The 25,484-nt window shown below is 65.4% G+C and carries 18 protein-coding genes; 12 read left to right on the top strand and 6 right to left on the bottom strand.

All coding sequences use genetic code 11. The features are described from left to right. Window positions 1–6: 6 nt before the first annotated feature. Entirely contained in the window at window positions 7–2,595 is a 2,589-nt protein-coding gene (locus E0H92_RS27535) for a glycoside hydrolase family 78 protein (protein WP_131498221.1), read from the bottom strand. 131 nt (window positions 2,596–2,726) lie between these two features. Between E0H92_RS27535 and E0H92_RS27540 the strand changes: the two genes are divergently transcribed. The 6 genes from E0H92_RS27540 to E0H92_RS27565 all read left to right on the top strand — a co-directional run bounded on the left by E0H92_RS27540 (window position 2,727) and on the right by E0H92_RS27565 (window position 11,173). Further along, complete coding sequence (locus E0H92_RS27540; protein WP_131498222.1) at window positions 2,727–3,785, top strand: LacI family DNA-binding transcriptional regulator; 1,059 nt, start codon at window positions 2,727–2,729, stop codon at window positions 3,783–3,785. A 197-nt stretch (window positions 3,786–3,982) separates the two neighbouring features. Next, window positions 3,983–5,518, top strand: a complete 1,536-nt coding sequence (locus tag E0H92_RS27545; protein ID WP_131498223.1) for an ABC transporter substrate-binding protein — start codon at window positions 3,983–3,985, stop codon at window positions 5,516–5,518. A 15-nt stretch (window positions 5,519–5,533) separates the two neighbouring features. Then, window positions 5,534–6,475: an ABC transporter permease gene (locus E0H92_RS27550; RefSeq protein WP_131498224.1), complete on the top strand. Its 942-nt coding sequence runs from the start codon at window positions 5,534–5,536 to the stop codon at window positions 6,473–6,475. Further along, a complete protein-coding gene (locus tag E0H92_RS27555) occupies window positions 6,472–8,262 on the top strand; it encodes a dipeptide/oligopeptide/nickel ABC transporter permease/ATP-binding protein (RefSeq protein WP_131498225.1) in 1,791 nt (596 codons plus the stop codon). The genes E0H92_RS27550 and E0H92_RS27555 overlap by 4 nt, the downstream gene beginning before the upstream one ends. 32 nt (window positions 8,263–8,294) lie before the next feature. Next, the gene (locus E0H92_RS27560) at window positions 8,295–9,086 is read left to right on the top strand and encodes an ABC transporter ATP-binding protein (RefSeq protein ID WP_238173611.1); all 792 of its coding nucleotides are present in this window, start codon (window positions 8,295–8,297) and stop codon (window positions 9,084–9,086) included. Between the two features lie 68 nt (window positions 9,087–9,154). Continuing rightward, a complete protein-coding gene (locus tag E0H92_RS27565) occupies window positions 9,155–11,173 on the top strand; it encodes a PKD domain-containing protein (protein WP_202873840.1) in 2,019 nt (672 codons plus the stop codon). 59 nt (window positions 11,174–11,232) lie between these two features. Here the strand turns inward: E0H92_RS27565 and E0H92_RS27570 are convergent, their stop codons facing one another. The 5 genes from E0H92_RS27570 to E0H92_RS27590 form a co-directional block, all read right to left on the bottom strand. Next, complete coding sequence (locus E0H92_RS27570) at window positions 11,233–11,907, bottom strand: SDR family NAD(P)-dependent oxidoreductase (RefSeq protein WP_131498226.1); 675 nt, start codon at window positions 11,905–11,907, stop codon at window positions 11,233–11,235. Continuing rightward, a complete protein-coding gene (locus E0H92_RS27575; RefSeq protein WP_202873841.1) occupies window positions 11,904–12,899 on the bottom strand; it encodes a zinc-dependent alcohol dehydrogenase in 996 nt (331 codons plus the stop codon). The genes E0H92_RS27570 and E0H92_RS27575 overlap by 4 nt, the downstream gene beginning before the upstream one ends. 91 nt (window positions 12,900–12,990) lie before the next feature. Continuing rightward, complete coding sequence (locus tag E0H92_RS27580; protein WP_202873842.1) at window positions 12,991–13,902, bottom strand: SMP-30/gluconolactonase/LRE family protein; 912 nt, start codon at window positions 13,900–13,902, stop codon at window positions 12,991–12,993. After that, window positions 13,899–14,696 carry an IclR family transcriptional regulator gene (locus E0H92_RS27585; protein WP_202873843.1) on the bottom strand — a complete coding sequence of 266 codons (798 nt, stop codon included), beginning with the start codon at window positions 14,694–14,696 and terminating at the stop codon, window positions 13,899–13,901. Before E0H92_RS27585 ends, E0H92_RS27580 begins: the two co-directional genes overlap by 4 nt. Before the next feature lie 79 nt (window positions 14,697–14,775). After that, window positions 14,776–17,304, bottom strand: a complete 2,529-nt coding sequence (locus E0H92_RS27590; RefSeq protein WP_131498229.1) for a beta-glucosidase — start codon at window positions 17,302–17,304, stop codon at window positions 14,776–14,778. 194 nt (window positions 17,305–17,498) lie between these two features. Here E0H92_RS27590 and E0H92_RS27595 point away from each other — a divergent pair, with 194 nt between their 5' ends. The 6 genes from E0H92_RS27595 to E0H92_RS27620 all read left to right on the top strand — a co-directional run bounded on the left by E0H92_RS27595 (window position 17,499) and on the right by E0H92_RS27620 (window position 25,474). Continuing rightward, complete coding sequence (locus E0H92_RS27595; protein WP_131498230.1) at window positions 17,499–18,533, top strand: LacI family DNA-binding transcriptional regulator; 1,035 nt, start codon at window positions 17,499–17,501, stop codon at window positions 18,531–18,533. A gap of 116 nt (window positions 18,534–18,649) precedes the next feature. Further along, window positions 18,650–20,779: a beta-galactosidase gene (locus E0H92_RS27600; RefSeq protein WP_131498231.1), complete on the top strand. Its 2,130-nt coding sequence runs from the start codon at window positions 18,650–18,652 to the stop codon at window positions 20,777–20,779. Further along, on the top strand, window positions 20,776–22,125 hold the full coding sequence (locus tag E0H92_RS27605; protein ID WP_131498232.1) for an ABC transporter substrate-binding protein: 1,350 nt from the start codon (window positions 20,776–20,778) through the stop codon (window positions 22,123–22,125). Before E0H92_RS27600 ends, E0H92_RS27605 begins: the two co-directional genes overlap by 4 nt. A gap of 51 nt (window positions 22,126–22,176) precedes the next feature. Then, window positions 22,177–23,088, top strand: a complete 912-nt coding sequence (locus E0H92_RS27610; protein ID WP_131498233.1) for a carbohydrate ABC transporter permease — start codon at window positions 22,177–22,179, stop codon at window positions 23,086–23,088. Then, complete coding sequence (locus E0H92_RS27615) at window positions 23,085–24,017, top strand: carbohydrate ABC transporter permease (protein WP_131498234.1); 933 nt, start codon at window positions 23,085–23,087, stop codon at window positions 24,015–24,017. The genes E0H92_RS27610 and E0H92_RS27615 overlap by 4 nt, the downstream gene beginning before the upstream one ends. Continuing rightward, on the top strand, window positions 24,014–25,474 hold the full coding sequence (locus E0H92_RS27620) for a glycoside hydrolase family 43 protein (protein ID WP_202873844.1): 1,461 nt from the start codon (window positions 24,014–24,016) through the stop codon (window positions 25,472–25,474). The genes E0H92_RS27615 and E0H92_RS27620 overlap by 4 nt, the downstream gene beginning before the upstream one ends. Window positions 25,475–25,484: the final 10 nt, after the last annotated feature.

The raw sequence follows: 25,484 nt of genomic DNA on the forward strand, positions 1-25,484 counted from the left end.
CTGTCTTCAATCTGTGAATGCCGGTACCAGGGCAGGCGTGTCGATCTGCACGGCGACGTCCCAGCTGTGGTTACCGTGTCGGACGATTTCGGCTGTTTCGGTGCCGGGCAGGTAGACATGTCCGGTGGCTCCGACGGGGACGCGGACCGCGAGATGGAAACGATCGCTGTTGATCTCCCATGCGACGTGCGCTTCGCCATACGGCGTTAGGTGTCGTGCCGACGCCGAAGTGAGCGTCGATGACAACAGCGGACGTACGACGATCTCGCGATAGCCGGGCGCACCTGGTGCAAGGCCGGCAACGCTGCGGTGAAGCCAGTCGGCGATGGCTCCGAGTGCGTAGTGATTGAACGATGTCATCTCACCGGGATTGATGCTGCCGTCGGGGAGCATGCTGTCCCAGCGCTCCCAGACCGTTGTAGCCCCCATGGTCACCGGATAGAGCCAGGATGGACACTCGGTCTGCAGCAGCAGCCGGTAGGCGACATCAGCATGTCCGGCCTTGGCGAGTGCATCGGTAACGAGTGGCGTTCCGACGAATCCGGTGCCGATGCGGTACCCGGACTCGCGGACCAGATCCGCCAACCGGCGACCAGCTTCGGACCGTTGTTCGTCGCTGGGCAGGAGATCCCACATGACCGTCAGGGCGTAGACAGTCTGAGCGTCCGACAGGACACGCCCGGCTGGAGTGACATAGGCATGGGCGAACGCAGTGCGGACTGCTTTGGCCAGCGCGGCGTACTGGTCGGCCACGTCGAGTTGCTGCAGTACTCGCGCTGCTCGCGCGACAGTCTCGGCAGAGCGGGCGAAATACGCCGTGGCGACCACATCCGGATCAGCCTTCGCGTCGCCCGGTCGATCCGGCGGCGCGGTCGGATCGAGCCAGTCGCCGAACTGGAAGCCGCCGGTCCACAGCCGATCCGGTCCCGCGAGCGCTGCGATCTTGTCGACCCAGCGGCGCATGCTCGGCAGTTGCCGCGCGAGAATGCCCCGGTCGCCGGTTCGCTCGTACAGCACCCAGGGCACGATGGTTGCCGCATCCCCCCATGCAGCGGCTGCGGGCGACTGGTCGCGCAGTACATCGGGTATGACGAACGGAACCGATCCGTCGGTCTCCTGCTCCGCCTGGAGATCGCCGAGCCAGGAGCCGAGGAATCCGGCGGTATCGAAGAGGAACATCGCGGTCGGAGCGAAGACTTGCGTGTCACCGGTCCATCCGAGCCGCTCGTCGCGCTGCGGGCAGTCGGTCGGTACGTCGAGGAAGTTGCCGCGCATGCTCCACACGACGTTGTCGTGGAAGCGGTTGAGAAGCTCGTGCGACGAGGTGAACCATCCGGTCCGGCGCAGGTCCGACCCGGCGACGACGGCTTCGATGTCCTCGTTTCGAAGATCGGCGAGGCCGGTGATTTCGGCGTACCGGAAGCCATGGAAGGTGAGCGCGGGCTCGAGGATCTCCTCGCTGCTGCCTGCAACGAGGTAGGTGTCGGTGGCCTTGGCGGCGCGCAGCGGACGGGTGCCGAGCTCCTCGTTCTCGAGGACTTCGGCGTGGCGAACGATCACCTCGTCTCCCGGTGCGAGTCCGCGCACTCGAAGTCGCACCCATCCGACGGCGTTCTGACCGAAGTCGACCAGCGTCCGGCCGGAGGGAGATCGCCACACGCGCCTCGCGGGTAGGACCTCGGTGATCCGAACCGGCGGTCCCTCGGGTGCCACCAGGCGGGTCATGTCGGCCTCGATCCGCTCGACACCGGCGATGCCGGGATGCCAGTTCCGATCGCGCCGGCGTAGGTCGGTGCGCTGGCCGTCGTACAAATCGTGCGTGAGGATCTCGCTCTCTCGTGCCGACCACGATTCGTCGGTCGCCAGGACGTGTCGATGACCGTCCGTGGTCGTGATCTCCAGTTGTGCGAGTAGGGCCAGCCGATCGCCGTACAGGGCCTTCTCGCCCTTGAAGCCGAGGTGGCCGCGATACCACCCGTCACCGAGCAGGACCTCCAGCACGTTCTCGCCACTGCGAACCAGGTCCGTCACGTCGTACGTCTGATAGCGCAGACGATTCGGGTACGACGTCCAACCGGGCGCGAGCACTTGGTCGCCGACCCTCGAGCCGTTGAGGGTGGCGACGTACACGCCGTGTGCGGTGGCGTACAGCCGCGCAGAGCTGACGTCGCCGGAGATCGTGATGGTGGAGCTCAGGATAGGTGCGGGCATCTCGGTCGCTCCGAGGCCGACCGGGCTGGCGAAGGTTGCGGCCCAGTCGGTCGGCTCGAGCAGACCGGCTTCGACACTGGCCGCTGAGCTCCACTCGCTCCAAGTGTCCCCGTGAGCCACTCGGACACGCAGCGACGCAGCCTCGCGAGAGGAGAGTGGCTCGCCCGGCCACGGCACCAGGATCTGCTCGCAGCTTTCGACGGTGTGGAGTTCAACTGCTCCGCGTCGCGTGATCTCGACCTCGTACGCGGTCTGCTGATAATCGGGCTCTGCATCCGGGATCGTCCAGGACAGGCGGGGAGCGCCTGTTCCCAGACCGAGCGCTGGCGACGCGTCGGTGTGGTGTTCGAACCGGGGCGGACCTGGTGCCGCAGCCATGGCCATGACCTTCTCCTCACGTCCACAGGTGTGTGCAACGTTCTACGCCGGAGAGTAGGTCGCCGTCATCCGGTAAGTCAATCCCGGAGCGAATCGGTGCGTGCAACGATGTACGCCTGCTGGGTAGACTCGACTGCATGCGAAGCGGACCGGCCCGCAGGGCCACCATCCAGGATGTCGCGCAGTCCGCGGGAGTGTCGGTGTCCGCGGTGTCCAAGGTGCTGCGCGAGGCCTATGGCGTGAGCCCCGAGATGCGTGTGAAGGTTACCGCCGCAATCGAGAAACTCGGATACCGGCCGCATGCCGGTGCCCGGGGGATGCGTGGCCGATCGTTCACCGTCGGCGTCGTGCTCACCGAGATGTCGTCGCCGTTCCAGCCCGAGGTCGTCGACGGCATCAACGATCAGCTCGAACCCAGCCCGTTCCAAGCGATCATGACCGTGGGTGGGGCCGACGCCGAGCACCAGAAGCGCAGTATCGAGGCGTTGGTGGACCGGCAGGTCGACGGACTGATCCTGATCGCATCGTTCATCAGTCAGCCGTGGCTTGAGAAACTCACGTCGACGATCCCGACCGTGGTGGTCGCCCGGCACGGTGGTGGGGCGAACTACGACAGCGTCGTGGACGACGACTACGAGGGCGCGCGGCTGATGGTCGATCATCTCGTGGCCCTTGGCCATCGGCGGATCCTGCACACCAGCCATCCATCGGGCGGCCTGAAACGACCCTTCGTGCTGTCGCACACTGCGCGGTGCGAGGGCTACGTCAACGCGATGGAACGACACGGACTCGAGCCGGATGTCATCGAGACCACCTACTCCGAACTGGGTGGTTATCAGGCGACCGTCGAGGCGCTCGGCCGGACCGACCCGCCGACGGCGATCTTCGCAGGTGCCGACATCGCCGCACTGGGAGCGCTGCGGGCCGCCGAAGAACTCGGGCGCAAGGTGCCTGACGACCTGACCGTCGCCGGCTACGACAACATCTACATCACCAGCATCGGGCGGATCTCGCTCACCACGGTGGACCAGTCCGGACACCTGACCGGTACGACGAGCGCGAGGCTTCTGCTCGAGCGCATCGAAGGCCGCTCGCGACCGGTCCATTACGTCGTCGCGCCGCGTCTCGTCCCGCGCGGCACGAGTGCCGGCCCGGCGCTGTCCGTCGGCCGTCCCCGCGGGAAACGCAAGCGCTGACAGGGCAGCCGCCCAGTCGGAACGAATGCACCGTCATGGATGTTGCGGAACCGTGACCTCGGTCGCGCCAACGAGCTCTTGACTCGTTTCAACAGCATTTCGTAGCTTCCGGCGTAGAACGTTGCACACCCCCCGACTTCCGTAGGTGATCAGGTGGCCATGTGTGGAACGTTTCACATCCTGACGAAGGAGTAACCATGCGACGCATTCACCTCGCGTCCGTCGTCTCGATCGCTGCGCTCGCGCTGACGGTCGGCGGCTGCACCTCGGAGACTGGTGCCGGCTCGGCCGCCGCCGGCGCCTCGGCCAACGGCGAGAAGGCACAACTCACCCTTGCTCAGACCGTGGACTTCTACGGATGGGACCCGAGCAACCAGCCCGGCTACCAGGGCTGGGCGGCTGAGGCCGTGTGGGATCAGCTGTGCAAGACCGATGCCACAGGCAAGGCCGTGCCCGACATTGCCGACACGTTCGAGACGACCAACGGAAACAAGACCTTCAAGGCGCACATCCGTGCCGGCCAGACGTTCACCGACGGTACGCCGGTCGACTCCGCGGCTGTGAAGGCCTCGTTCGAGTTCGCCTCGAAGAATGGTGGCTCGCAGGCGGACTACAAGGGCATCACGATCGACACGCCTGATGCGAGCAACATCTCGATCACCTGGCCGGATCCCCAGGGACCTGTGATGGACAACAAGGCTTGCGCCCCGAAGATCGTTCCCGCCGCATCGGTCGCCGCCAAGAAGTTCGACAACCCCATCGGTTCCGGTCCGTACGTCCTCGATACTGCCGCCTCGACCACCGGTTCGGTCTACACGTTCACCAAGAACGAGAAGCACTGGAACGCGAAGAACTACCCGTACAAGAAGCTTGTCATCAAGGTGATCACCAGCGACACCGCTGCCGTGTCCGCCCTCAAGACCGGCCAGATCGACGCGGTGCTCGTACCTCAGGCATCCCTGAACGAGGTCCAGGCCTCCGGGCAGAAGGTCATCAAGTTCCAGGGCCAGACCACGCGCCTGCTGCTCACCGATCATCTCGGCAAGGTGCTCAAGCCCATCGGCAACCTGAAGGTTCGCCAGGCGATCAACATGGTCTTCGACAAGGAAGCGATGGCCAAGAGTCTGTACCAGGGCAACGCCGAGCCGACACCTCAGGTGTTCCGCAAGGGCACCGACGCCTACATCGAGAACATGCAGGACCCGTACCCGTACGACGTCGACAAGGCCAAGGCCTTGATGACCGAAGCCGGTTACGGCGGAGGCTTCACGATGGAGCTGCCGACCATGACGGGCCAGAACTTCGAGACCCTGATGCCGTACGTCACCCAGCAGCTCGCCAAGATCAACATCAAGGTCAAGCAGGTTCCGCTGACCGGCGCGAACGCCATCAGTGACCTACTGAGTGGCAAGTACCCCGTGGTCCTCTGGCAGCTGGGCAACCTGGGGAACTCGGCGCTGCAGATCTACGTCGAGTCCACGCCGAAGGGCTGGTGGAATCTCGAACACCAGCCGGACCCGACCGTCGACCGGCTCTGGACGCGGATCACGACCGCGGAACCGGAGGAGTCGGCGAAGCTTCAGCAGCAGATCAACCAGTACCAGGTCGACCAGGCGTGGTTCGCGCCCATGGTCTACAACGGCACGAACTACGTTTACAACCCGGCGAAGGTCGCCATCCCGACGGAGTCCGACCAGGAGGCGCTGGTCCCCAAGCTGCGCGACTTCAAGTAGCGGCAGGAAGCAACCATGGCGCTCTCATTGGTGAAGAAGCTCGTACGTTCCCTTGCGGTGCTGATCGTGGTCACGTTCGCGACCTTCTGCCTGATGTACGGCAACGGGCCGGGCATTGCTCACGCCGTACTGGGCAAGTCCGCGACGCCGGAGGCGGTCCAGGCGGAAGTCGTCAAGCTCGGCCTCGACCAGCCGCTGGTGGTCCAGTACTGGACGTGGCTCACGGGGGTTCTTCACGGCGACCTCGGCCGATCCTTCTACACCGGTGAGTCCGTTAGCGGGGCCTTGTCGAACCGGGTTCCGGTGACCTTGGCGCTCGTTGTACTCGCCCTCCTCCTGACGACCGTGCTCAGCGTGATGCTCGGGGTGACCGCGGCCGTCAGAGGAGGGTGGGTCGACCGGACGCTCCAGTTCGTGTCGGTGCTGGGTACTGCGGTGCCGGCGTTCATCATCGCCATCGCGCTGGTGTTCACGTTCGCGATTCATTGGAGACTGTTCCCGGCGACCGGATACGTGTCGCCGGACGTCAACTTCAGCGGTTGGCTGGCGTCCTTGAGCCTCCCGGTGCTCGCGCTTCTCATCGGGTCGGTCGCCAGCGCGACCCAGCAGTTTCGGACCGCGGTCCTCGACACGCTGGGCCGCGACTACGTTCGAACCCTGAGAGCTCGAGGAATCCCCGAACGCGAGGTCATCTTCAGAAACGTGCTGCGAAACTCCGCCGCGCCGGGTCTGACGGTACTGAGCCTGACAACCTTCGCACTCCTCGGCGGAGCAGTGTTCATCGAGCAGGTGTTCGCGCTACCGGGTATGGGCCAGCTTGCGAACATGGCCGCCCAGATCAATGACGTACCACTGGTCATGGGGACGGTGCTCGTCACGATCGTCATCGTCCTGGTCGTGAACTTCCTCGGCGACCTGGCGATCACCCTCCTGAACCCGAAGGCGAGGACCCGATGACAGCCGGACCCGAACGCACAGCCCTGGACGATGAGCTCGCCCTCGCGAAGGAAGCCCCGAGTCGCTCAGTGTTCCGCCTTCTGCTGCGGCATCCGCTCGGTGCACCTTGTCTGGCGTTCGTGCTGCTGGTGATCCTGGTTGCGATCGTCGCCCCGTTGCTGGCGCCGTACGGGCCGCAGGAGACCGACCTCGCCGCGGTGAACGCGCCACCATTCACTTCCGGACATTTGCTGGGCGGCGACAGCGCCGGGCTCGACATCCTGTCCCGGCTCATCTGGGGCTCGCGGCAAACGGTGATCGCCGTACTGATCGTCGTTGTGGTGGCCTTGGTCCTCGGCGTCGTCACCGGTCTGGTCGCGGGCTTCTATCGAGGCCGCTTCGACGCGGGCGCGGGATTTCTCTCCGACGTGATCATGTCCTTGCCGGGCATCGTCCTGCTCATCGCTCTGTATTCCTTGACCGGCCCCAATGTGCCTGCTGCCATGGCTGTGTACGGCGCGATCATCGCCCCGACCTACTACCGTCTGGTGCGGGCGATCGTGCTCGGCGTACGCAACGAGTTGTACGTCGACGCCGCCCGGGTCGTCGGGCTTTCGGACGCGAGGATCGTCGGCCGGCATGTGCTGTGGGCGGTTCGGGCGCCGGTCATCATCCAGAGCTCGTTCGTGATGGCCGCAGGAATCGGGATCGAAGCGGGAATCTCTTTCCTCGGTCTCGGTGACCCGGCGGGAACGTCCTGGGGCATCGTCTTGCAGCGCTCGTTCAACGGCATCTACAACAACGCCTGGGGTGTGCTCTGGCCTGCGCTCCTGATCAGCATCACGATCCTCGCCCTGATCCTGCTGGGAAACGCTCTGAGCGATGTGCTGCAGTCGTCGGCGCGCAGCAAGGTGCTCCCGCCGCGGCAGCGGCGCAAGGCTGTTGCTGCTGCGCTTGGCGAGCTCGAAGCCGGCGAAGTACGCGAATCGAAACTTGTCGGCAGCTCGGACGACGTGGTGCTGTCGGTGCGCGACCTCCGCATCGCCTACCCGAGCCCGGATGGCACCGTGAACGAAGTCGTGCATGGCGTGGACCTCGATGTCCGGCGTGGTGAGATCCACGGGCTGGTCGGGGAGTCGGGCTCCGGCAAGTCACAGATCGCCTTTTCCACGTTGGGCATTCTCCCGCCGGAGGCGATCGTCCTCGGTGGCAGCGTACTACTCGACGGCGAGGACCTCCTGGCCGACGAGCACAAGATGCGGGCCGCCAGGGGGCGGAGAATCGCCTACGTCCCACAAGAACCAATGTCGAACCTCGACCCGTCCTTCACCATCGGATCGCAGCTCTCGCGTGGCTTGCGCGCGACCAGGCCGATGGCGAAGAAAGAGGCGAGCAAGGTGCTGGTCGACCTGCTGCAGAGCGTCGGAATCACCGATCCCGAGCGGCTGATGCGGCTCTACCCCCACGAGATCTCCGGGGGCATGGCGCAGCGGGTGCTGATCTGTGGCGCCGTCGCGTCGGAACCGGACATCATCGTGGCCGACGAACCCACCACCGCTCTCGATGTCACGGTGCAGGCCGACGTCCTCGAGCTGTTGCGAGAGCTTTGCCGTGAGCGCGGGCTCGCGATGATCCTGGTGACCCACAACCTCGGCGTCGTGGCCGATCTGTGCGACGTCGTCAGCGTGATGAAGGACGGGAACATCGTCGAGCATCAAGATGTCGACGGCATCTTCGCCGCACCGTCGCAGGCGTACACGCGGCAGCTGCTGTCCTCGTCCCGCAGTGTCGAGCTGATGGAGGTCTGACCATGTCGCTGCTCGAGGTGAAGGATCTCGTGGTGACGTTCGCCGGCCGGCGCAGAGCATCCACGACCGTCATCCACGGTGTCTCGTTCGAACTCGCTGCCGGGGAGACGTTGAGCCTGGTCGGCGAGTCCGGATCGGGCAAGACCACGATCGGTCGCGCGATCCTGGGTCTGGCGCCGGTGAGCGAGGGGACGATCACCTTTCGCGGCAACACGATCAGCAATGTCTCCCGCAAGGAGCGCCGGAAGCTGGCCACGGATATTCAGGTCGTCTTCCAGGACCCGTACTCCTCCCTGAACCCCTCCATGCCTGTCGAAAGCATCCTGGTGGAGCCCCTGGCCGCGGCCGGCGTGAAGGACGGACGTTCGCGGGTCCGAAATCTCCTCGACGCAGTGGGTCTCCCCGCAAACTCCGGACGCCGCTACCCACGGGAATTCTCCGGCGGTCAGCGTCAGCGGATCGCCATCGCGCGCGCACTGGCGCTCGAACCGGCCGTGATCGTCTGTGACGAGCCGACGAGCGCCCTCGATGTGACGACCCAGGCCACGGTGCTCAGCCTGTTCAAAGAGCTTCAGCAGGCGACCGGTGTCGCGTACCTGTTCATCAGCCACGACCTGGGCGTGGTCAATGACATCAGCGACCGCATCGCAGTGCTCTATCGGGGTGAGATCGCCGAAATCGGCGAAGCACACCAGGTCTCGACCGCGCCGCGACACGACTACACACGTCGACTCCAGATGGCCGCGCCCATCGCAGATCCGAAGAAGCAGCGAGAGCGCCGCGAACTGCGCCGTGCATTGCTCAACGGCCAGGGAGCATCCTGACCGCCCTTTCAAGCGACTCGGCTCGTCGCGACGAGCCCCGCCACCGAGACCTATTGATCGGAGCACGCATGACACCGTTCATCCGCCGAGGGGCCGCAATCCTGGCGATTGGCGCGTTGCTGTGCACGCCCAGCCTCAACACCGCAACCGCCGAAACCGCACCCAGTTGTGCGCCACAACAGGCTGGGGGGCCGTTCTGGATCACCGGCGATTGTGTCGACCCGGCGTACAACCGGCCGGTCGTCGACTCCGAGCGGGACGTGCAGAGCCCCGTACCGCACCATCGAGTATCGGGCCACTTCGAGGGAACGAAGTACAAGTTCAACATTTACCTGCCGCCCAAGAACCAGTGGCAGGGGCGGTTTTTCCACAAGGTGTATCCACTGGCCACGATCCAGGACGAGAACGCTTCGGACGAGACGATCGCGTTCGGTGCGGAGAGCGGCGCATACACGGTGCAAACCAATGGCGACGGCGGCTACCGAGTAGACGCGGCCGCCGCCAAATTCGCCAAGTTGGTTGCCGCGAGCTACTACCGGGAGCCATCGCGGCGGATCTACGGCTACGTTTACGGAGGAAGTGGCGGATCCTTCCAGACCATTGGCGCGATCGAGAACACCGTCGGCGTCTGGGACGGGGCCGTTCCGTTCGTTCCTGGAGTACCGACCTCGGTCCCCAACAACTTCTTCATCCGCGCCTTCGCCCGCTTGATCCTGAAGGACAAGGCACCGCAGATCGCCGACGCAGTGCGACCTGGTGGTAGTGGCGATCCGTACGCCGGGTTGAATCCCACGGAGCGGGCGGTGCTCCAGGAGGTTACGAAACTCGGCGTGCCGCTGCGCGCTTGGGAGGACTATCGCTACTTGCTGGGACTGGACACGTCTGACGGCTTGCTCGGGTTCGGCGGGGTCGTCCGCGGTATCGATCCGACGTACGCCGACGACTTCTGGAGCAGACCTGGATACCTGGGGACTGAGCAGTCCGCGCTCGGCGCATTGGTTCGCGCTGCGAAGGTCGATCACGTCGCCACAATCACGCGGGTCAACCGCGACGCCAGCGGTGCGCCGGTGAGCCTCGTGCTCGGCAGCGTGCCCTCGATCCACGACGCGGTCGGCCTCGACTTCACCCTGTACGACGGAGCCACCAAGCTCGGGTCGTTGACGGGGTCGCTCGATACGGCGAAGAAGGTCTTCACAATCAGCGGCGGAGATCTGGATGCCGTCGCGACCGGCAGGCAATTGCGGATCGACAACCGGTGGGCCGTCGCGCTCACGTCGTACCACCGCCACCAGGTGCCGACAAGGGCCGGATTCACGGCCTGGGACCAGTTCCGAGCCCCGGACGGTACGCCGATCTACCCGCAGCGACCGATCCAGATCGGCCCGCTCATCTCCTCGAGCACCAGTGGCGGCGGCACCCACACCGGCCAGATCACCGGGAAGGTCATCATCGTCGGCAATCTGCTGGACGTCGATGCCTATCCCTGGCATGCCTCCTGGTACGCACAGCAGGTGCAGGCTGCCCTCGGGGACCGCTTCGGCGACAACTTCCGCATCTGGTACAACGACAATGCCGACCATCTCGAAGGTCCGGTGACAGGCTCCCGGGCCACCCGCCTGATCGAGTACACCGGCTTCCTCCAGCAGGCCGTCCGCGACGTCAGCGCATGGGTCGAACGCGGCGTCGCGCCACCGAGGTCATCGCAGTACAAGGTCGTGGACGGTCAGGTGCAGGTACCGGCCCGAGCGACCGCGCGCGGTGGAATTCAGCCGGTCGTCGACTTGACCGCGAACGGTTCCGATCACGTCGACGTCGCCGCGGGGCAGCGCGTCACCTTCAGCGCCCGGATCCAGGCACCGCCCAAGACCGGCTCAGTGGTCGCTGCCGCCTGGGACTTCACCGGCAGCGGGACTTATACGTCCTCAGCCATCGGTGCCCCGAGATCAACGGTCGAGTTGCGTACGTCGTTCGTCTTCACCAAGGCAGGAACATACTTCCCGGCTCTCCGAGCCACCTCACAACGCGACCCGAGATCTTCCTTCGGCCAGGCGCAAAACTTGGGCCGTGTCCGCGTCGTGGTGAATTGACGAACGCCGGCCAGTCGGCCCAGTCGGCCAAGCGACCGGGCCCACTGGCACGACTCTGATCAGTACGTGGCGCGACCGCCGCTGATGTCGTAGACAGCACCGGTGGAGAAGCTGACGCTGTCGGAGGTGAGCCAGCTCACGAGCTCGGCCACCTCCTCCGGCCGGCCGACCCGCTTCATCGGGATGAGGCTGGTGATGTGATCAAGCACCTCGGGGGCCGTGTCGTCGTTCATCGGCGTTGCGAAAACGGCAGGAGCGATCGCGTTCACCAATACGCCGCTGGTTGCGAGTTCCTTGCCCGCGGACTTGGTGAGGGCGATGACCGCCGCCTTCGAGGCCGAGTAGATGGAGAGGTTTGGGTTGCCGTCCTTGCCGGCCATGCTGGCGAAGTTCACCACACGGCCCCAGCCACGCTCAACCATCCCTGGGACGTAGGTGCGCATGGTGGCGACCGTCCCGAGCACGTTGACGTCGAGCACTCGGCGCCACTCGTTCGCTTCGGTCGCGAGGATCGGCTTGTTGGGCCCGACGATCCCTGCCGAGTTGACGAGGATGTCCACTGCACCGATCTCAGCAGCGGCTTGAGCCAGCGCGGCCTCATCCGTGACGTCGAGGCGCACGTCGGCATCGTCGGTGAGATCGACCGTGACGACCCGGACGCCGTCGGCGCGCAGCTTTGCGGCCGTCGCTGCGCCGAGCCCTCTTGCGCCGCCAGTGACAACCGCTGTTCTCATCGGTGGTTCCTCTCCGACGGGCGCTCAGGTGCACCCGAAACAGTGACGTGGATCTTGGGGCCAGAGCCGGCGTGTGACGGTCGCTCGCCGGCCAGGACGGATGCGACATCGTCGAGCGCTACCGTGCCGGCGACCAGCGGACGCGGGTCGACGGCGCCGCGCGCGAACGCATCGATGACGCCGTCGAGCGCTTGACTGGCTCCGAGGATGCCGACCGCTGTGACGTCCTTGAGCGCCAGGGCGCGCGTGTCGATGAGGCTCGGGCTTCCGGCGAGCCCGACATAGACGACCCGGCGGCCCGGTTCGACGAGATCGAGCGCTTTCGCTGGAAGGCTCGCGGCGTTCGAACAGTCGATCACGGCGTCCCACGGCAGCCCCGGAAGGGTCTCAGCTGTCCAGACGGTGTACCCCAATGAGCGAGCGAACCCGAGCGTGTCTTCCGACTTCCCCATGATGTGGACCTCCGCGTCGGCGGCACGTGCGAACATCGCGACGAGCAGTCCGATCGTTCCTGATCCGAGCACGAGAAGTCTGTCGCCGACGCTCAGATCCGCAGCCCGGACGGCGCGGAGTGCGTTGCCCGCGGGCTCCACCAGCGCACCGGACACGTCATCCACCTCGTCCGGCAAGTGGTGGAGGTAACGCGTGGGGTAGGCGAGGCGTTCGGCCAGAGCTCCCGGCTTGCCGCCGCGAATACCGAGTTCGAACCGGTGCTCGCAGACGTGGTGACGCCCATCGAGGCACCGATAGCACTTCCCACAGCCCAGCATGGTGTCGCCGGTGACTCGGCGGCCGACCCAGGACGGGGCGACGTCGTCGGCCACCGCGGTGACGACCCCCATCCACTCGTGCCCGAGCCGGATCGGATACGAGGCATTGCCGTCGTGCAGGTACTGCATCGCGCCGCTGTAGAACTCGGCATCAGTCCCGCAAATTCCTGCCCGCCGGATCGCGATCAGCACCTCACCCGGGGCGGGAACAGCATCAGGCACGTACTCCACCCCAGCATCCCCTGGGCCTCGAACGACGAACGCCTTCATCGCGGCGCGATATCGGACAGGTTGACACAGGTGCGAAGGAGCCTCATCTGTTCCTCTGTGATTGGTCGATCGAAAGGGGGAGACCGCTCCACAGCGGTTGCGGGAATCCATGAACGCCGGTGCGGATCGTGAAGATACGGCCGGACAGCGGATGCGCCGCGAGTTGTTCCTGGCTCAGATCCTGCGTGGCTGTGGTGATGACGAGAACGTCGAGTTCCGCACCGGCGAAGGCGACACTCGATGTGTGCGGAGCGGGGACGTTGATGCTGAGAGCGAGGTGGCCGTCGGGCGAGTATCGGCGTACTTCGCCGAGGCCCCACATGGCGATCCAGAGGTGGCCGCTCGCGTCGACGGTCATGCCGTCGGGATAACCCTCGGCGAAGGTGAGGAAGGCTTTGCGTTCGCCGGTCTCGCCGGTCGCCGGATCGTACGGCCGCGCGAACACCAGCTGACGAATTGTGTCGACGTTGTACATCGTGTGACCGTCGGGACTCCAGGCGAGGCCGTTCGACAGCGTCAGGTCCGCGTCGAGGGTGCGCACAGATGCGTCCGCCTCGATGGCGACGAGTGATTCGGTTTCTGAGGGACCGGCCAGCGACAGCGTGCCGATCAGGTATCGGCCGGCCGGGTCGGCCTTTCCGTCGTTGAGACGGCTGGACGCGCTCTCGGGAAGGATGATCGGCCCCGAAGTAATCCCGCCAGCGGTTGAACGGAAGTGCATCCGCTTCTGCCCGGCCAGGATCCACTCTCCAGAGCGCGAGACCCCGACTGCGCCGACGGTCTCACCGAGCTGAACCGTCTCGAGCGTCTCGATCGTGTCGTCGGTCCGCAGTCTCCCGCGGAAGACCTTGCCATTGCGGATGTCGACCCACAGCAGTTGGGAACGCACCGGGTCCCACAACGGGCCCTCCCCGAGCCAGCAGGTCTCTTCGCTGGCAGTTACGAGTGTCGTCACGCTGTCTTCTCCTGCCAGCCGGTGCTCTCGTGAATCAAGGTGCGGATCTCGTCCGCTGCGCTCACCAGGTCTGCCAGCGGGGTGCGGTAGGCCACTGCGCTGACGCTGACGGCGCCAGACGGCTCGCTCGGCGAGGCCAAGTACACCGGCACGGCGATGCAGTTGATGCCGGCCTCGTTCTCCTGGTCGTCGACCGCGAATCCTCGCTCGCGTGTCTCGGTCAACCTGGCGTGCAGGTCCGCAGTTGTGGTCGCAGTACGCGGTGTCCGTTGCTCGAGCACGCGGCCGGCGACCCATTGCTCGACATCGTCGAGTGTGTGGAGCCGTGTCGCCAGCAAGGCCTTGCCGACACCGGTGCAATGCGCCGGATTTCGCCCGCCGATAGTGGACGTCAGGCGCACGGCGCCAACGAGAGGATCGACCTTGTCGCGGTAGACGACTTCGGTGCCGTCCAGGACTGCGAAGTGGATGGTCTCGTCGAAGCGCTCGGAGAGGCGATCGAGTATCGGCCGCACACGGATGTGCTCCGGACGCGCCTCATGATGCGCGAACGCGAGACGGATGAACTCGTCGCCCAGGATGTAGTGGCCCCGCCCAGCCTGCGCCGCAAGCCCGGCGCGCTTCAGTGACGCGAGCGCGCGATGGACGGTGGGTTTCGGGTCGCCGGTGCGCTGGACCATCTCGTCCAGAGTGGCGCCGGCGGGCAGGCCGGCAAGTTGGATCAGCATCGCCAGCACGCGGTCCGTGCCGACGAGCCGCTCTTCGCCGTCGAGCGGCGTCGGCGTGCTTGGCATGGATGCCCTCCTCATCGATTGCCCACATTAGCAGTAGTTTCACTATATAGATCGTCGTTCCGATAATTGGAATATGGTCTTATCTGATGCTCAGCGGAACGGTTGCGCTGATCTGCCTCACGGAGTCCCCGACCGAGATCGTCCGGCCGTCCGTTGCCGTTCGCCAACTGTCGCTCGCGGTGTCCCAGTAGTTCAGCTGGTGGCTGTCGACATGGACGCGGACGGTCGCGGACTCGCCGGACTTCAGCGTCACCTTGTCGTAGGCGGCGAGGGCGTGCTTGGCGAACTGAGCGCTGTAGGAACCGGTCGGCGCCCCGATGTAGAACTGTGGCGTCGCGGTGCCCGTGTTCGTCCCCACGTTGCTGACCAGGACGGACACGGTCGCGCCGCTGGTGTCGGGCCGCACCTTGAGGTTGGAGTAGCGGAACGAGGTGTAGGAGAGGCCGTACCCGAATGGGAAGAGCGGGATGTGTTTCATCTCGTCGTACCACCGGTATCCGACGTAGATTCCTTCGTTGAAGTTGAGGGACCCAGTCGCGTCGCCGACGAGGCCCTCTGGGGTCGCCGCTACGGGCCCCTGGTGTGCGGTTGCGGGGAAGGTCATCGGGAGGTGTCCTGATGGGTTGACGTCCCCGTAGAGAACCTTGGCCAGGGCCGTGCCGAAGGTCTGCCCGGGGTACCACGCCTCGACCACGCCTGCGACCTTGTCGAGCCATGGCATCAGGACTGGCCCAGCCGTGTTCAGGACAACGATGGTCCGCTTGTTCACGCTCGAGACTGCTTCGATGAGCTGGTTCTGGTCGCCGGGCAGTTCCAGGGTGTTGCGGTCGGAGCCCTCGCCGGACGCGGCATTCGCGAAGACGATTGCGGCATTGGCTCGCTTGGCCGCTTCGACCGCGGCGGGGATCTGCGACTGTGACGGCGTCTGCCAGGCGAGGTTGATGTTGTTCGAGGCAACGCAGATCGTGTTGCTGAGGCTGCTGTAGTCGACCTTCAGCTGGACCGGTTCGCCCGCCCGCAGCGCAACCGTCCCCTGCGCGGGATAGTCGCGGCTACCGCCGCAGTTCGACGTGGGCTTCATGGCGTCGATCACGGTCTTGCCGTTGACGGCGAGCGTCATGTCGCCCGATACCAGTGTGGTGAACCGGTAGGTCCCAGTTTCGGGTGGTGTGACTGTCGCCGTCCAGGTGGCTGAGAAGGGAGTGGTGAGCGCGGACGGGAGCGGCCCGGTGAAGTCGATCGTGGAGTCCGTCCGCGTGAGCACAGGCTCACCTTGTGGCTCGGCGCTGTTCCAGAACTTGGCCGTCCAGGGGCCCGACACCAGGGTCGTGGCGGCAAGGTCACCGGCCGAGCCCTGTGACTGGGTCACCGTCGTGGCGGCACCAGCGCGGCTCTGGATTCCTTCAAGCGGGGTCACGGTCGTCTCGGCGGAGACGGGAACCGACGGGCCGAGCCCGCCTTCGGTGTAGACGGCGTCCGTTCCCGAGGGGCCGATGACGGCGATCGATCGGTCGACCGGGCGATCGGTGCGCAGCGGAAGGACGTTGTTCTGGTTCTTCAGTAGCACCATGCCCTGCGCCGCGACCTCGGCTGCGAGCTGTACGTGAGCATCGGTGCTGATCGGCGTTGTGGCCGTCGGCGGGTTGTCGAAGACTCCGGAGGCGAACAGGGCGTAGAGGATGCGGTAGTCGCTGTCGTTCAGCACGGTCTCAGGGATCTGCCCCGACACATACATTGCCGCAGTGCGCTGCTGGTTCCCGTTGTCGAAGCCGGCGATGTCCGTGCCTGCGAGCGCAGCCGCGACGGCGTCGCGTTGCGCGGTTAGGAAGTCGGGAATCACCAACCCGTTGAAATGACTCTTCAGGCCGCCCAGCAGGTCCGGGTTCTGGCAGGCGGGTAACCCGTTGACCTGGTTGTAGGAGCACATGACCGAGTCCGCGCCATTGCCTTCGACCGCCGCGACGGCGGGGGACTCGTAGATCTCGTGCAGCGCCTGCGCCGGGATGTTCTCGTTGATCGCAGGCGTGCGAAAACCCAAAGGTACTGGGGTGCGGACGCCGGGGCCTGTGCAGTACTGCAAGACCGCCGGCCAGTCCGTGGCCTCACCTTGGAAACCCATGCGCGCGTATTCCTGCACGTTCGCGCCGAAGTGCTTCACGGTCGTCATGACGTTCCGCGACTTGGCACCGTCGACCTCGGCCCGGGCGGTCGTGCCGACGAGGTAGGGGTCCTCGCCCAGGTTCTCAGCCAAGCGCCCGGACAGCGGCTGACGTGCGATGTCGGTCGCGGGCCCCAGCCAGATGGACGAACCGTTGGCCCGGGTTTCCTCTGCGATGGCAGTGCCGTACCGGTGGGCCAGGCCGCGGTCGAAACTGGCCGCCAGGCTCACGGCTGCGGGGAAGGCCGTGGCTCCGTTGACGCTGATGCCGCTCGGGCCGTCATGAGACTTCAGTGTCTCGGGAAGGCCGTACTTGGTCAGCGATCCGAAGTTGTCCAGGGCGATCTGCACCTTCTCGTCGAAGCTGAGTGCTCCGAGAAGTGCCTTCGCTCGTTCAGCCGGCGACTTCGTCGTATCGCGCCAAGGGTCCCCGGCAGCGAGCGCGGGCATTGTGACACCGGTCAGAAGTCCGCTGACGACGACCACCGCCGCGACTGCGGCGGAGCTTCATCTCGATAGCTTGCGCATGGTCTCCCTTGATGGATGCGGGCAACACTTCTGAGAGAATGTTGTCGACAACATCGGGATGCTAGCGACACCACCGCGAGTGCTCAAGAGCCTGGCCGCTCCTGTATGAATGAACCGTGAAGGCTGCCACGATCTACGACGTCGCCCGTGAAGCGGGAGTGTCGCACCAGACTGTCACCCGCTACCTCCAGGGATACGAGGGAATGCGGCCCGCTACGCGTCAGCGCGTGGAAGCAGCGCTCGAGCGACTGCAATACCGTCCGAACACGGCGGCGCGGCAACTTCGTCTGCGCAGGTCGAACCGCATTGCGGTGCTGGCGGACAGACTTGGGCAGGGCGGCCCGGCTCTGATCGTCCAGGGTGTCACGGAGATGCTCCAGAAGCGCGGGTTCGTCGGCGACATCCTCGCCGTCAACGGCGAGGATCCGGCATCGGTCGACGCGGCGATCGATCTCGCGACCGAGTACCAGGTGGCGGGGATTCTGGCGACCGCGCAGACGAACGTTGTGCTGGAGCGGCTGCGGCACCGCACTCTTGCGGTTCCGATGGTCATCGATGCCCAAATAGTCGACCCGGCGAGTGGTGTGCTGATCGGTGAGCTCGTCGGCAGGCGGGTAGCCGAGCATCTCCTCGAGCTCGGTCACCGGCGAATAGGGTATGTGAGTGGACCGGACGGCTGGTTCGCGGCGCGGGACCGAGCGGCGGGATTCATCGCGGCTGTCGAAGCTGCGGGACGAGACGTCGTGTGGGTTCGCGAAGGTGACTGGTCGGCCGACTCCGGCTACCGGGCATGGCAGGGGTTGAAGGCCAAGGAGCAAACGGTGACGGCCGTTGCGGCGGCCAACGATGCAATGGCGATCGGTGTCATAGCTGCGGCTCTGGACGACGGCCGGGCGGTCCCGGAGGAACTCAGTGTCATCGGGACCGATGATCTCGATGAAGGTCGCTTCATGCGTCCGGCGTTGACCACGGTACAGATGGACTTCGTGGGCGAGGGTGCCCGTCTCGCGGCGCAACTGATCGACCGGATCTCGCCGGCCGAGGCGGAGACGAGCAGCACCGCCGACGAGCCGTACAGCCCCAATCTCATCGTCCGGAGCTCTACGGCACGGATCGCGCAACGCTCGCGTTCGACCCGCCGCACATCGTGATGTCTGTAGGTCTCGGCTAGGTAACAAGCCCCAGCTTCGGGCTGGCGTACCGGGCGCTCGCGACGTACTCTCGCCGTCAATGTTGTCGACAACATTTCAACTGAGACAGGGTTTTGATGACTGCCAAGCCGTCCTTTTCAGGGATCCTCTTCGGTGCTGCGTACTACGCGGAGTACCAGCCGGAGGGAACACTCGAGCACGATCTCGATCTCATGTCCGAGGCGGGATTCAGCGTGATCCGTGTGGGGGAGTCGGTGTGGTCGACCTGGGAACCCCGTGAGGGCGAGTTCGACCTCGACTGGCTGCAGCCGGTGCTCGATGCTGCTCACGCACGAGGGATCGCGGTCCTCATCGGCACCCCGACGTACGCCGTCCCGCCGTGGCTGCAGCGTCTGCACCCGGAGATCGCTGCCGAGTCGAAGACCGGCGTTCGAAATGGCTGGGGCGCGCGGCAGGAGATGGACCAGAGCTCCCCGGCCTACCGCTTCTACGCCGAGCGCGTCGTACGCAAGGTCGTCGAGCGGTACGCCGATCACCCTGCAGTGATCGGCTTCCAGGTGGACAACGAACCCGGCCTGCAACTGCCCCACAACGAGCACACGTTCCAGCGTTTCGTCAGCTGGCTCCAGACGCGCTACGGGGATGTCGAGAACCTCAATCGGGAATGGGGGCTGGTCTACTGGTCGCACCGGCTCTCGGACTGGGCGGACCTGTGGAGGCCGGACGCCAACACCACCCCGCAGTACCAGATCGAGTGGCGTCGCTTCCAGGCGACACTCGCGACCGAGCTGATCGGTTGGCAAGCAGCAGTGGTTCGTGAGTACGCGCGCGACGACCAGTTCGTCACGACCTGCATCTCCTATCCGCGGCCGCAGGTCTCCGACGACGAGATGGTTGCGTCCCTCGACGTGGTCGCCGGCAACGCGTACTACAAGATGCAGGACGGGCTCGATGCCGGCGTGGAAGTGCCGCGGGAAGTGCTGTGGTGGCACACGGGTGTGTGGGCGCTGTTCCAGTGGGGAGACCGCGCTTACTCGTCGGCCCAGGCGCAGTTCCTCGTTACCGAGACCAACGCTCAGTCCGTCGGCGACCCCTGGCAGAACCACCCGCCGTACCCCGGACAGATCAAGCAGGCAGCGTTCGCGCTGCTCGCCCGGGGCGGCCGGATGGTGGAGTACTGGCACTGGCACACGTTGCACTTCGGCGCCGAGACCTACTGGGGAGGTGTCCTCCCACACAGCCAGCAGCCCGGGCGCATTTACCGGGAGGTGGCAGAGCTCGGTGCCGCGTTGAAGGCGATCGGGCCGGCGCTCGACGACTACGTGCCCGACGCCGACGTACTTCTCCTGTACTCCACGGACACCAAGTGGTCGTTCGAGGCATACCCACCGTTGCCGCTCCCGGGCGGCGGTCCGGACACGGCGGCCTATCTCAGCATCTTCGACGCCTTCTACCGTGGACTCTTCGAGGCGGGGGTACAGGTCCGGATCCAGCACACGCGTCAGTTTGTTGCGACGCCGGTCGAAGAGCTCGTCGCCCGCTATCCGGTTCTCGTCGCCCCCGCGATCTACGTGGCCGACGATGAGACGCTCCAGCACCTCCGCGCGTACGCCGCAGCCGGGGGCCATCTGGTCGTCGGCATCCGCACGGGGTACGCCGACGAGCTCGTCCGCGCGCGCCTGGCGGTCGCGCCCGCCTTCCTCGCCGGTGCAGCGGGCATCAGCTACGACGAGTACAGCAACATCAACGCTCCGCTCGCTGTCCACTCGAACGGTCTCCAGCTCGAAGAAGGCGCTGCGGCGACTGCTTGGGTGGAGGTCCTCAACGTCGACGACGCCGACGTCGTCGTCGAGTTCGATCAGACCGAGCTCGGTGCGCAGGCAGCGATCACGACGCGCCGGTTCGAGGCCGGGCGGGTCACCTACGTCGCAACTGTGCCCAATCCGCCGTTGTCGCGCAGCCTCGCGCGCTGGCTGGTTCCCCGCCGTACGACGAGTGAATGGGCCGCGAGCACCGCCGTCGCGGTCTCCACCGGTGATGCGAACGGACGCCGCTTGGCGTTCGTCTCCAACTGGTCTGCCGAGCTGGCGCAGGTCACCGCGCCGTTCGCCGTTCGTGACCTCGTCACCGGCGAGCCATGGGACCGCGGCGCCCACATACCCCTCGAACGGCGCGCGGCGTTGCTGCTCGAGGCGACCGGCTGCTCACCCGACCGGCTCGAATCCCTTGACAAAGGAGAGCAATGAGAACTGTACGTCAGACAGCGACGGCGCTAGGGGCACTTGCGGTCGCGGCCGCCTTGCTGCTCGCCGGTTGTTCCAAACCCGCCACGGGCGACCAGCAGACCAAGAACGTCACGCAGGCCGAGATCGACAAGGCGATGGACACTCCGACCACGCTCACTTTCTGGTCATGGGTGCCCGACCTCCAGAAGGAGGTCGATCTCTTCGAGAAGAAGTACCCGAAGATCAAGGTCAACCTTGTCAACACAACGGACTCGACCCGGAGCTACACGAAGGTGCGCGCGGCGCTCAAGGCCGGCAAGGGAGCTCCCGACGTTACTCAGATCGGGTACGACTACCTCGGCTCCTTCAAACAGACGAACAGTTTGCTCGACCTGTCGCCGTACGGCGGCAAGGAGCTCGCCAACGACTACGTCGACTGGGTCTGGAAACAGGTCGCCGACTCCAAGGGCGTCTGGGCGATCCCTCAGGACTCGGGGCCGCTCGGCACCCTGTACCGCGACGACATCTTCAGGAAAGCCGGACTCGACGGTGCGCCGGCGACCTGGGACGACTTCGCGAAGGCGGCTGCGCAGGTGAAGTCGAAGACCGGGTCGTACATCACCAACCTGCCGGGCAACGACATGCCTCAGATCATGAGCCTGTTCTGGCAGGCCGGTGCGAAGCCGTTCTCGTACGACGGCCAGAAGACCGTCGGGATCGATCTCAACGGTGACACCGAGAAGAAGGTCATGGCGTACTGGCAGGACCTGATCAAGAAGGACCTGGTGTCGACCGATGCCGACTTCACGGACGAGTTCTACCAAGGCCTGTCCCGCAACAAGTACGCGAGCTGGCTCGTGGCTGCCTGGGGACCGGTGTTCCTGCAGGGAACGGCCAAGGACACCTCCGGAAAGTGGCGCGCCGGCAAGATCCCGCAGTGGCAGCCTGGCCAGGACGTCTCCGGCAACTGGGGCGGGTCGTCGGACGTCGTGCTCGCTTCGACGAAGAACCCCATCGCGGCGTACCAGTTGGCGAAGTTCATCAACCACGACTCCGAATCCACACTGACGCTTGCCAACCAGCAGTTCCTCTTCCCGACCAACACGGCCACGCTCCAGGACCCGAAGTTCACCGGCCAGGCCAGCGAGTTCTACGGCGGGCAGAAGGTCAACCAGTTCTTCTCCGACGTGTCGAAGACCGTCGACAAGGACTTCGAGTGGCTGCCGTTCATGGACTACGCGAACACCAGCTTCAACGACACGCTCGGCAAGGCGATCTCCGAGAAGGGAGACCTCTCGGTCGGCCTGGCGCAGTGGCAGGAGAAGCTCGTCACCTACGCGAAGCAGCAAGGCTTCACCGTCAAGTAGCTCACCCGACCGGCCCGGCTCCGCACCCGGGCCGGTCTCCTGGAGAAGACCATGACCTCACTTCCCGTACGCCGGCCCGCCCCTTCCCTTCGGGGAGGGCAGACCCGAGCCGCATGGCTGCTCGTCCTCCCGTTCCTGGTTGTCTTCGCCGCGATGTTCATCGTGCCGCTGGCGTACTCCGCCTACCTCAGCCTCTTCACCTCTCAGCTCGTGGGCGGTGAAGTCTTCAGCGGGTTCGCCAACTACACGAGAGCACTGCAGGACCCGAGCTTCTGGGCAGGCGTCGGCCGCGTGACCCAGTTCCTCTTCATCCAGGTGCCGATCGGGCTGGCCGCGTCGGTCTTCTTCGCTCTGGCGCTGGACAGCGGACGGGTCCGCGGCGGCAAAGCCGCACGCCTGCTCATCTTCGTCCCCTACGCGATCCCGAGCGTGGTCGCTGCGCTGATGTGGGGCTATCTGTACGGCGCCGACTTCGGCCTCATCACCCAGCTCTTCGAGGGCCTCGGGCTCCATGCACCCAACCTGCTCTCGCCCGGGAACGTGCTGGGCTCGACCATGAACATCGTCTGCTGGGAGTTCATCGGTTACAACATGATCGTGCTGTACGCCGCTCTCCGATCGGTACCGACGGACCTCTACGAGGCAGCGGAGATCGACGGTGCAGGGCAGTGGCGGATCGCGTGGAGCATCAAACTCCCGGCCATCCGGCCGGCGATCCTGCTCACGATCATCTTCTCGATCATCGGATCCTTCCAGCTTTTCAACGAGCCGAACCTGCTCTTCAACATCGCGCCCAACGCGATCGGGACCGACTTCACGCCCAACCTGTACGCGTACAACGTCGCGTTCAAGAACCAGGAAGTGAACTACGCGGCTGCCATCGCATTCCTGCTGGGCATCATCATCATGATCGTTTCCTTCGTCGTCCAGACAGCCTCCAACCGAAGGGAGCGCATCCGATGACCAGCTCGCCTCCAGTGACCGAAACGGCGCGTGTCGCCGACGCCCCGAAGCTCCACAGCAAGCCCCGTAAGGTCGCAGAACGGGGCAAGCGAAGAAGCACCCTGCTGACGGTTTTCGTCTGGATCTCGGTCGTCTATTTCGTCGTTCCGCTGCTCTGGCTGACGATCTCCACGACCAAGGACAACGGGGATCTGTTCGCGACGTTCGGTCTGTGGTTCGGGAAGGGGTTCGACTTCTTCACCAACTTCGGAAACCTGTTCACCTTCCAGGGCGGCGTCTTCTGGCAGTGGATGCTGAACACCGTCTTCTACGCGGTGGTCAGCTCGGTCGGCGCGACGATGCTCGCGACGGCGGCCGGCTACGCGCTCGCGAAGTACCGCTTCCGTGGCGGTACGGCGGTGTTCTCGGTGATCCTCGGTTCGATCATGGTGCCGCTGACGGCGCTGGCGCTGCCGACCTACCTGCTGTTCTCCGCGGCGAATCTGACCGACACCGTGTGGGCGATCATCCTGCCGTCGCTTGTCAGCCCGTTCGGCGTGTACCTGATGCGGGTCTATGCAGCCGACGCGGTCGACGACAGCCTCCTCGAAGCGGCGCGTTGTGACGGCGCCGGAGAACTCCGGATCTTCTCCACCATCGGCCTGCGATTGCTTGCCCCGGGCATCGTCACCGTTCTCCTGTTTCAGCTGGTGGCCACCTGGAACAACTACTTCCTGCCGCTCATCATGCTCAATACGCCGTCGCTCTTCCCCGTGACGGTCGGCCTGTCCCAGTGGCAGGGGACCGCGTCCGCGGGCGGAGGGGCACAGGTACTGTTCTCCACCGTGCTCACGGGGGCGTTCGTCTCCGTCCTGCCGCTCATCGCCTCCTTCATCTTCCTGCAGCGGTACTGGCAGTCCGGACTCGCGACGGGAGGGGTGAAGGGGTGATCCCCGAGACGCCGGTCATTCCCGGTTTTCATCCGGATCCGTCCGTCTGTCGTGCCGGCGACACATACTTCCTCGTCACGTCCAGCTTCGAGTACTCCCCCGGCGTTCCCATCTTCAGCTCCAGCGACCTCCGGCGATGGACGCAGATCGGACACGTGCTGGATCGCCCGGAGCAACTCGAGAATGTGAACGCCAGACCGTCCGGTGGCATTTACGCTCCGACGCTGCGTCACCACGACGGACGCTTCTGGATGATCACCACCAACGTCACGAACGGACCTGGCCAGCTGCTGGTGACGGCCGAAGACCCCACCGGCGCCTGGTCGGATCCGCTGCGCATTCCGGAAGCGCACGGGATCGACCCGGATCTTGCCTGGGACGACGACGGACGCTGCTGGTTGTCATGGTCGGGGGAGCTGCCCGCCGGACAGCAGGGCATCTTGCAGGCTCAGCTCGACCCTGTCACCGGACTGCTGCTGACGGAGCCGAGGGTGATCTGGCGCGGTACCGGAGGTCAGTTCCCAGAAGGTCCGCATCTCCACCGGAAGGACGGCTACTGGTACCTGGTGATCGCCGAGGGCGGCACCGAGCGCGGACACGCCGTGACCGTGGCGCGTGCTTCGGCGCCGAACGGCCCGTTCGAGCCCTGCCCTTCCAACCCGATTCTGACAGCGAGGGGAACGGACTGCCCGACGCAGAGCACCGGTCACGCGGATTTCGTCCAGCTCGCCGACGGGTCGTGGGCGGTCCTCTTCCTCGGCGTGCGACCACGGGGATCGACGCCCGCCTGGCACATTCTCGGGCGAGAGACCTTCGCCGCCAGGCTCTCGTGGTACGACGACTGGCCTCGCGTCGATGCTGCTCTCGAGCCGGAGCCTGGCGACGTCTTCGTCGAAGCACTCACCGCGGAGGGCATCCCGCTGTCGTTCGTCTCGCCGTCGGGTCTCCCCGCGGACATCCTTCACCACGAGGGCGGGCAATGGCAGCTCAGCGGTTTCGTCGGACGATGGCAGGAACATCTGTTCACCAGTACTCGCGCGAAGATCGCAGCAGGCGCTGGACTGGAGCTTCGCGTCGATCCGGATCACCGCGTGACGGTGCAGGTCGGCCCGCAGTCGGTGCGCGCGGTGGCGACAATTGGTGGCTTCCCGATAGAACTCGGCGAAGTCGCCGCCGATGGCGCTGCAACGATCGAGCTGCGGACGGAACCACCACCGGAACTGGAGGGTACTCCGCAGCACGGTCCGGACGTCGTTGTCGCGCGCGTTCTCGACGGTCGTGCGTGGCGCGAACTCGGACGCATCGATGGCAGGTACTTCTCCACCGAGGTCGCCGGCGGTTTCACCGGACGACTGATCGGACTGGTGGCCGAGGGTCGGGCCGCGCACATCTACGACCTTGTGTATCGCGGAAGCGACTCGTACTCCGCGCTGGCATCCGAAGGAGGATTGGGATGAAGAGATTGCC

The sequence above is a fragment of the Kribbella speibonae genome, assembly GCF_004331375.1.
Classification (GTDB): Bacteria; Actinomycetota; Actinomycetes; order Propionibacteriales; family Kribbellaceae; genus Kribbella; species Kribbella sindirgiensis.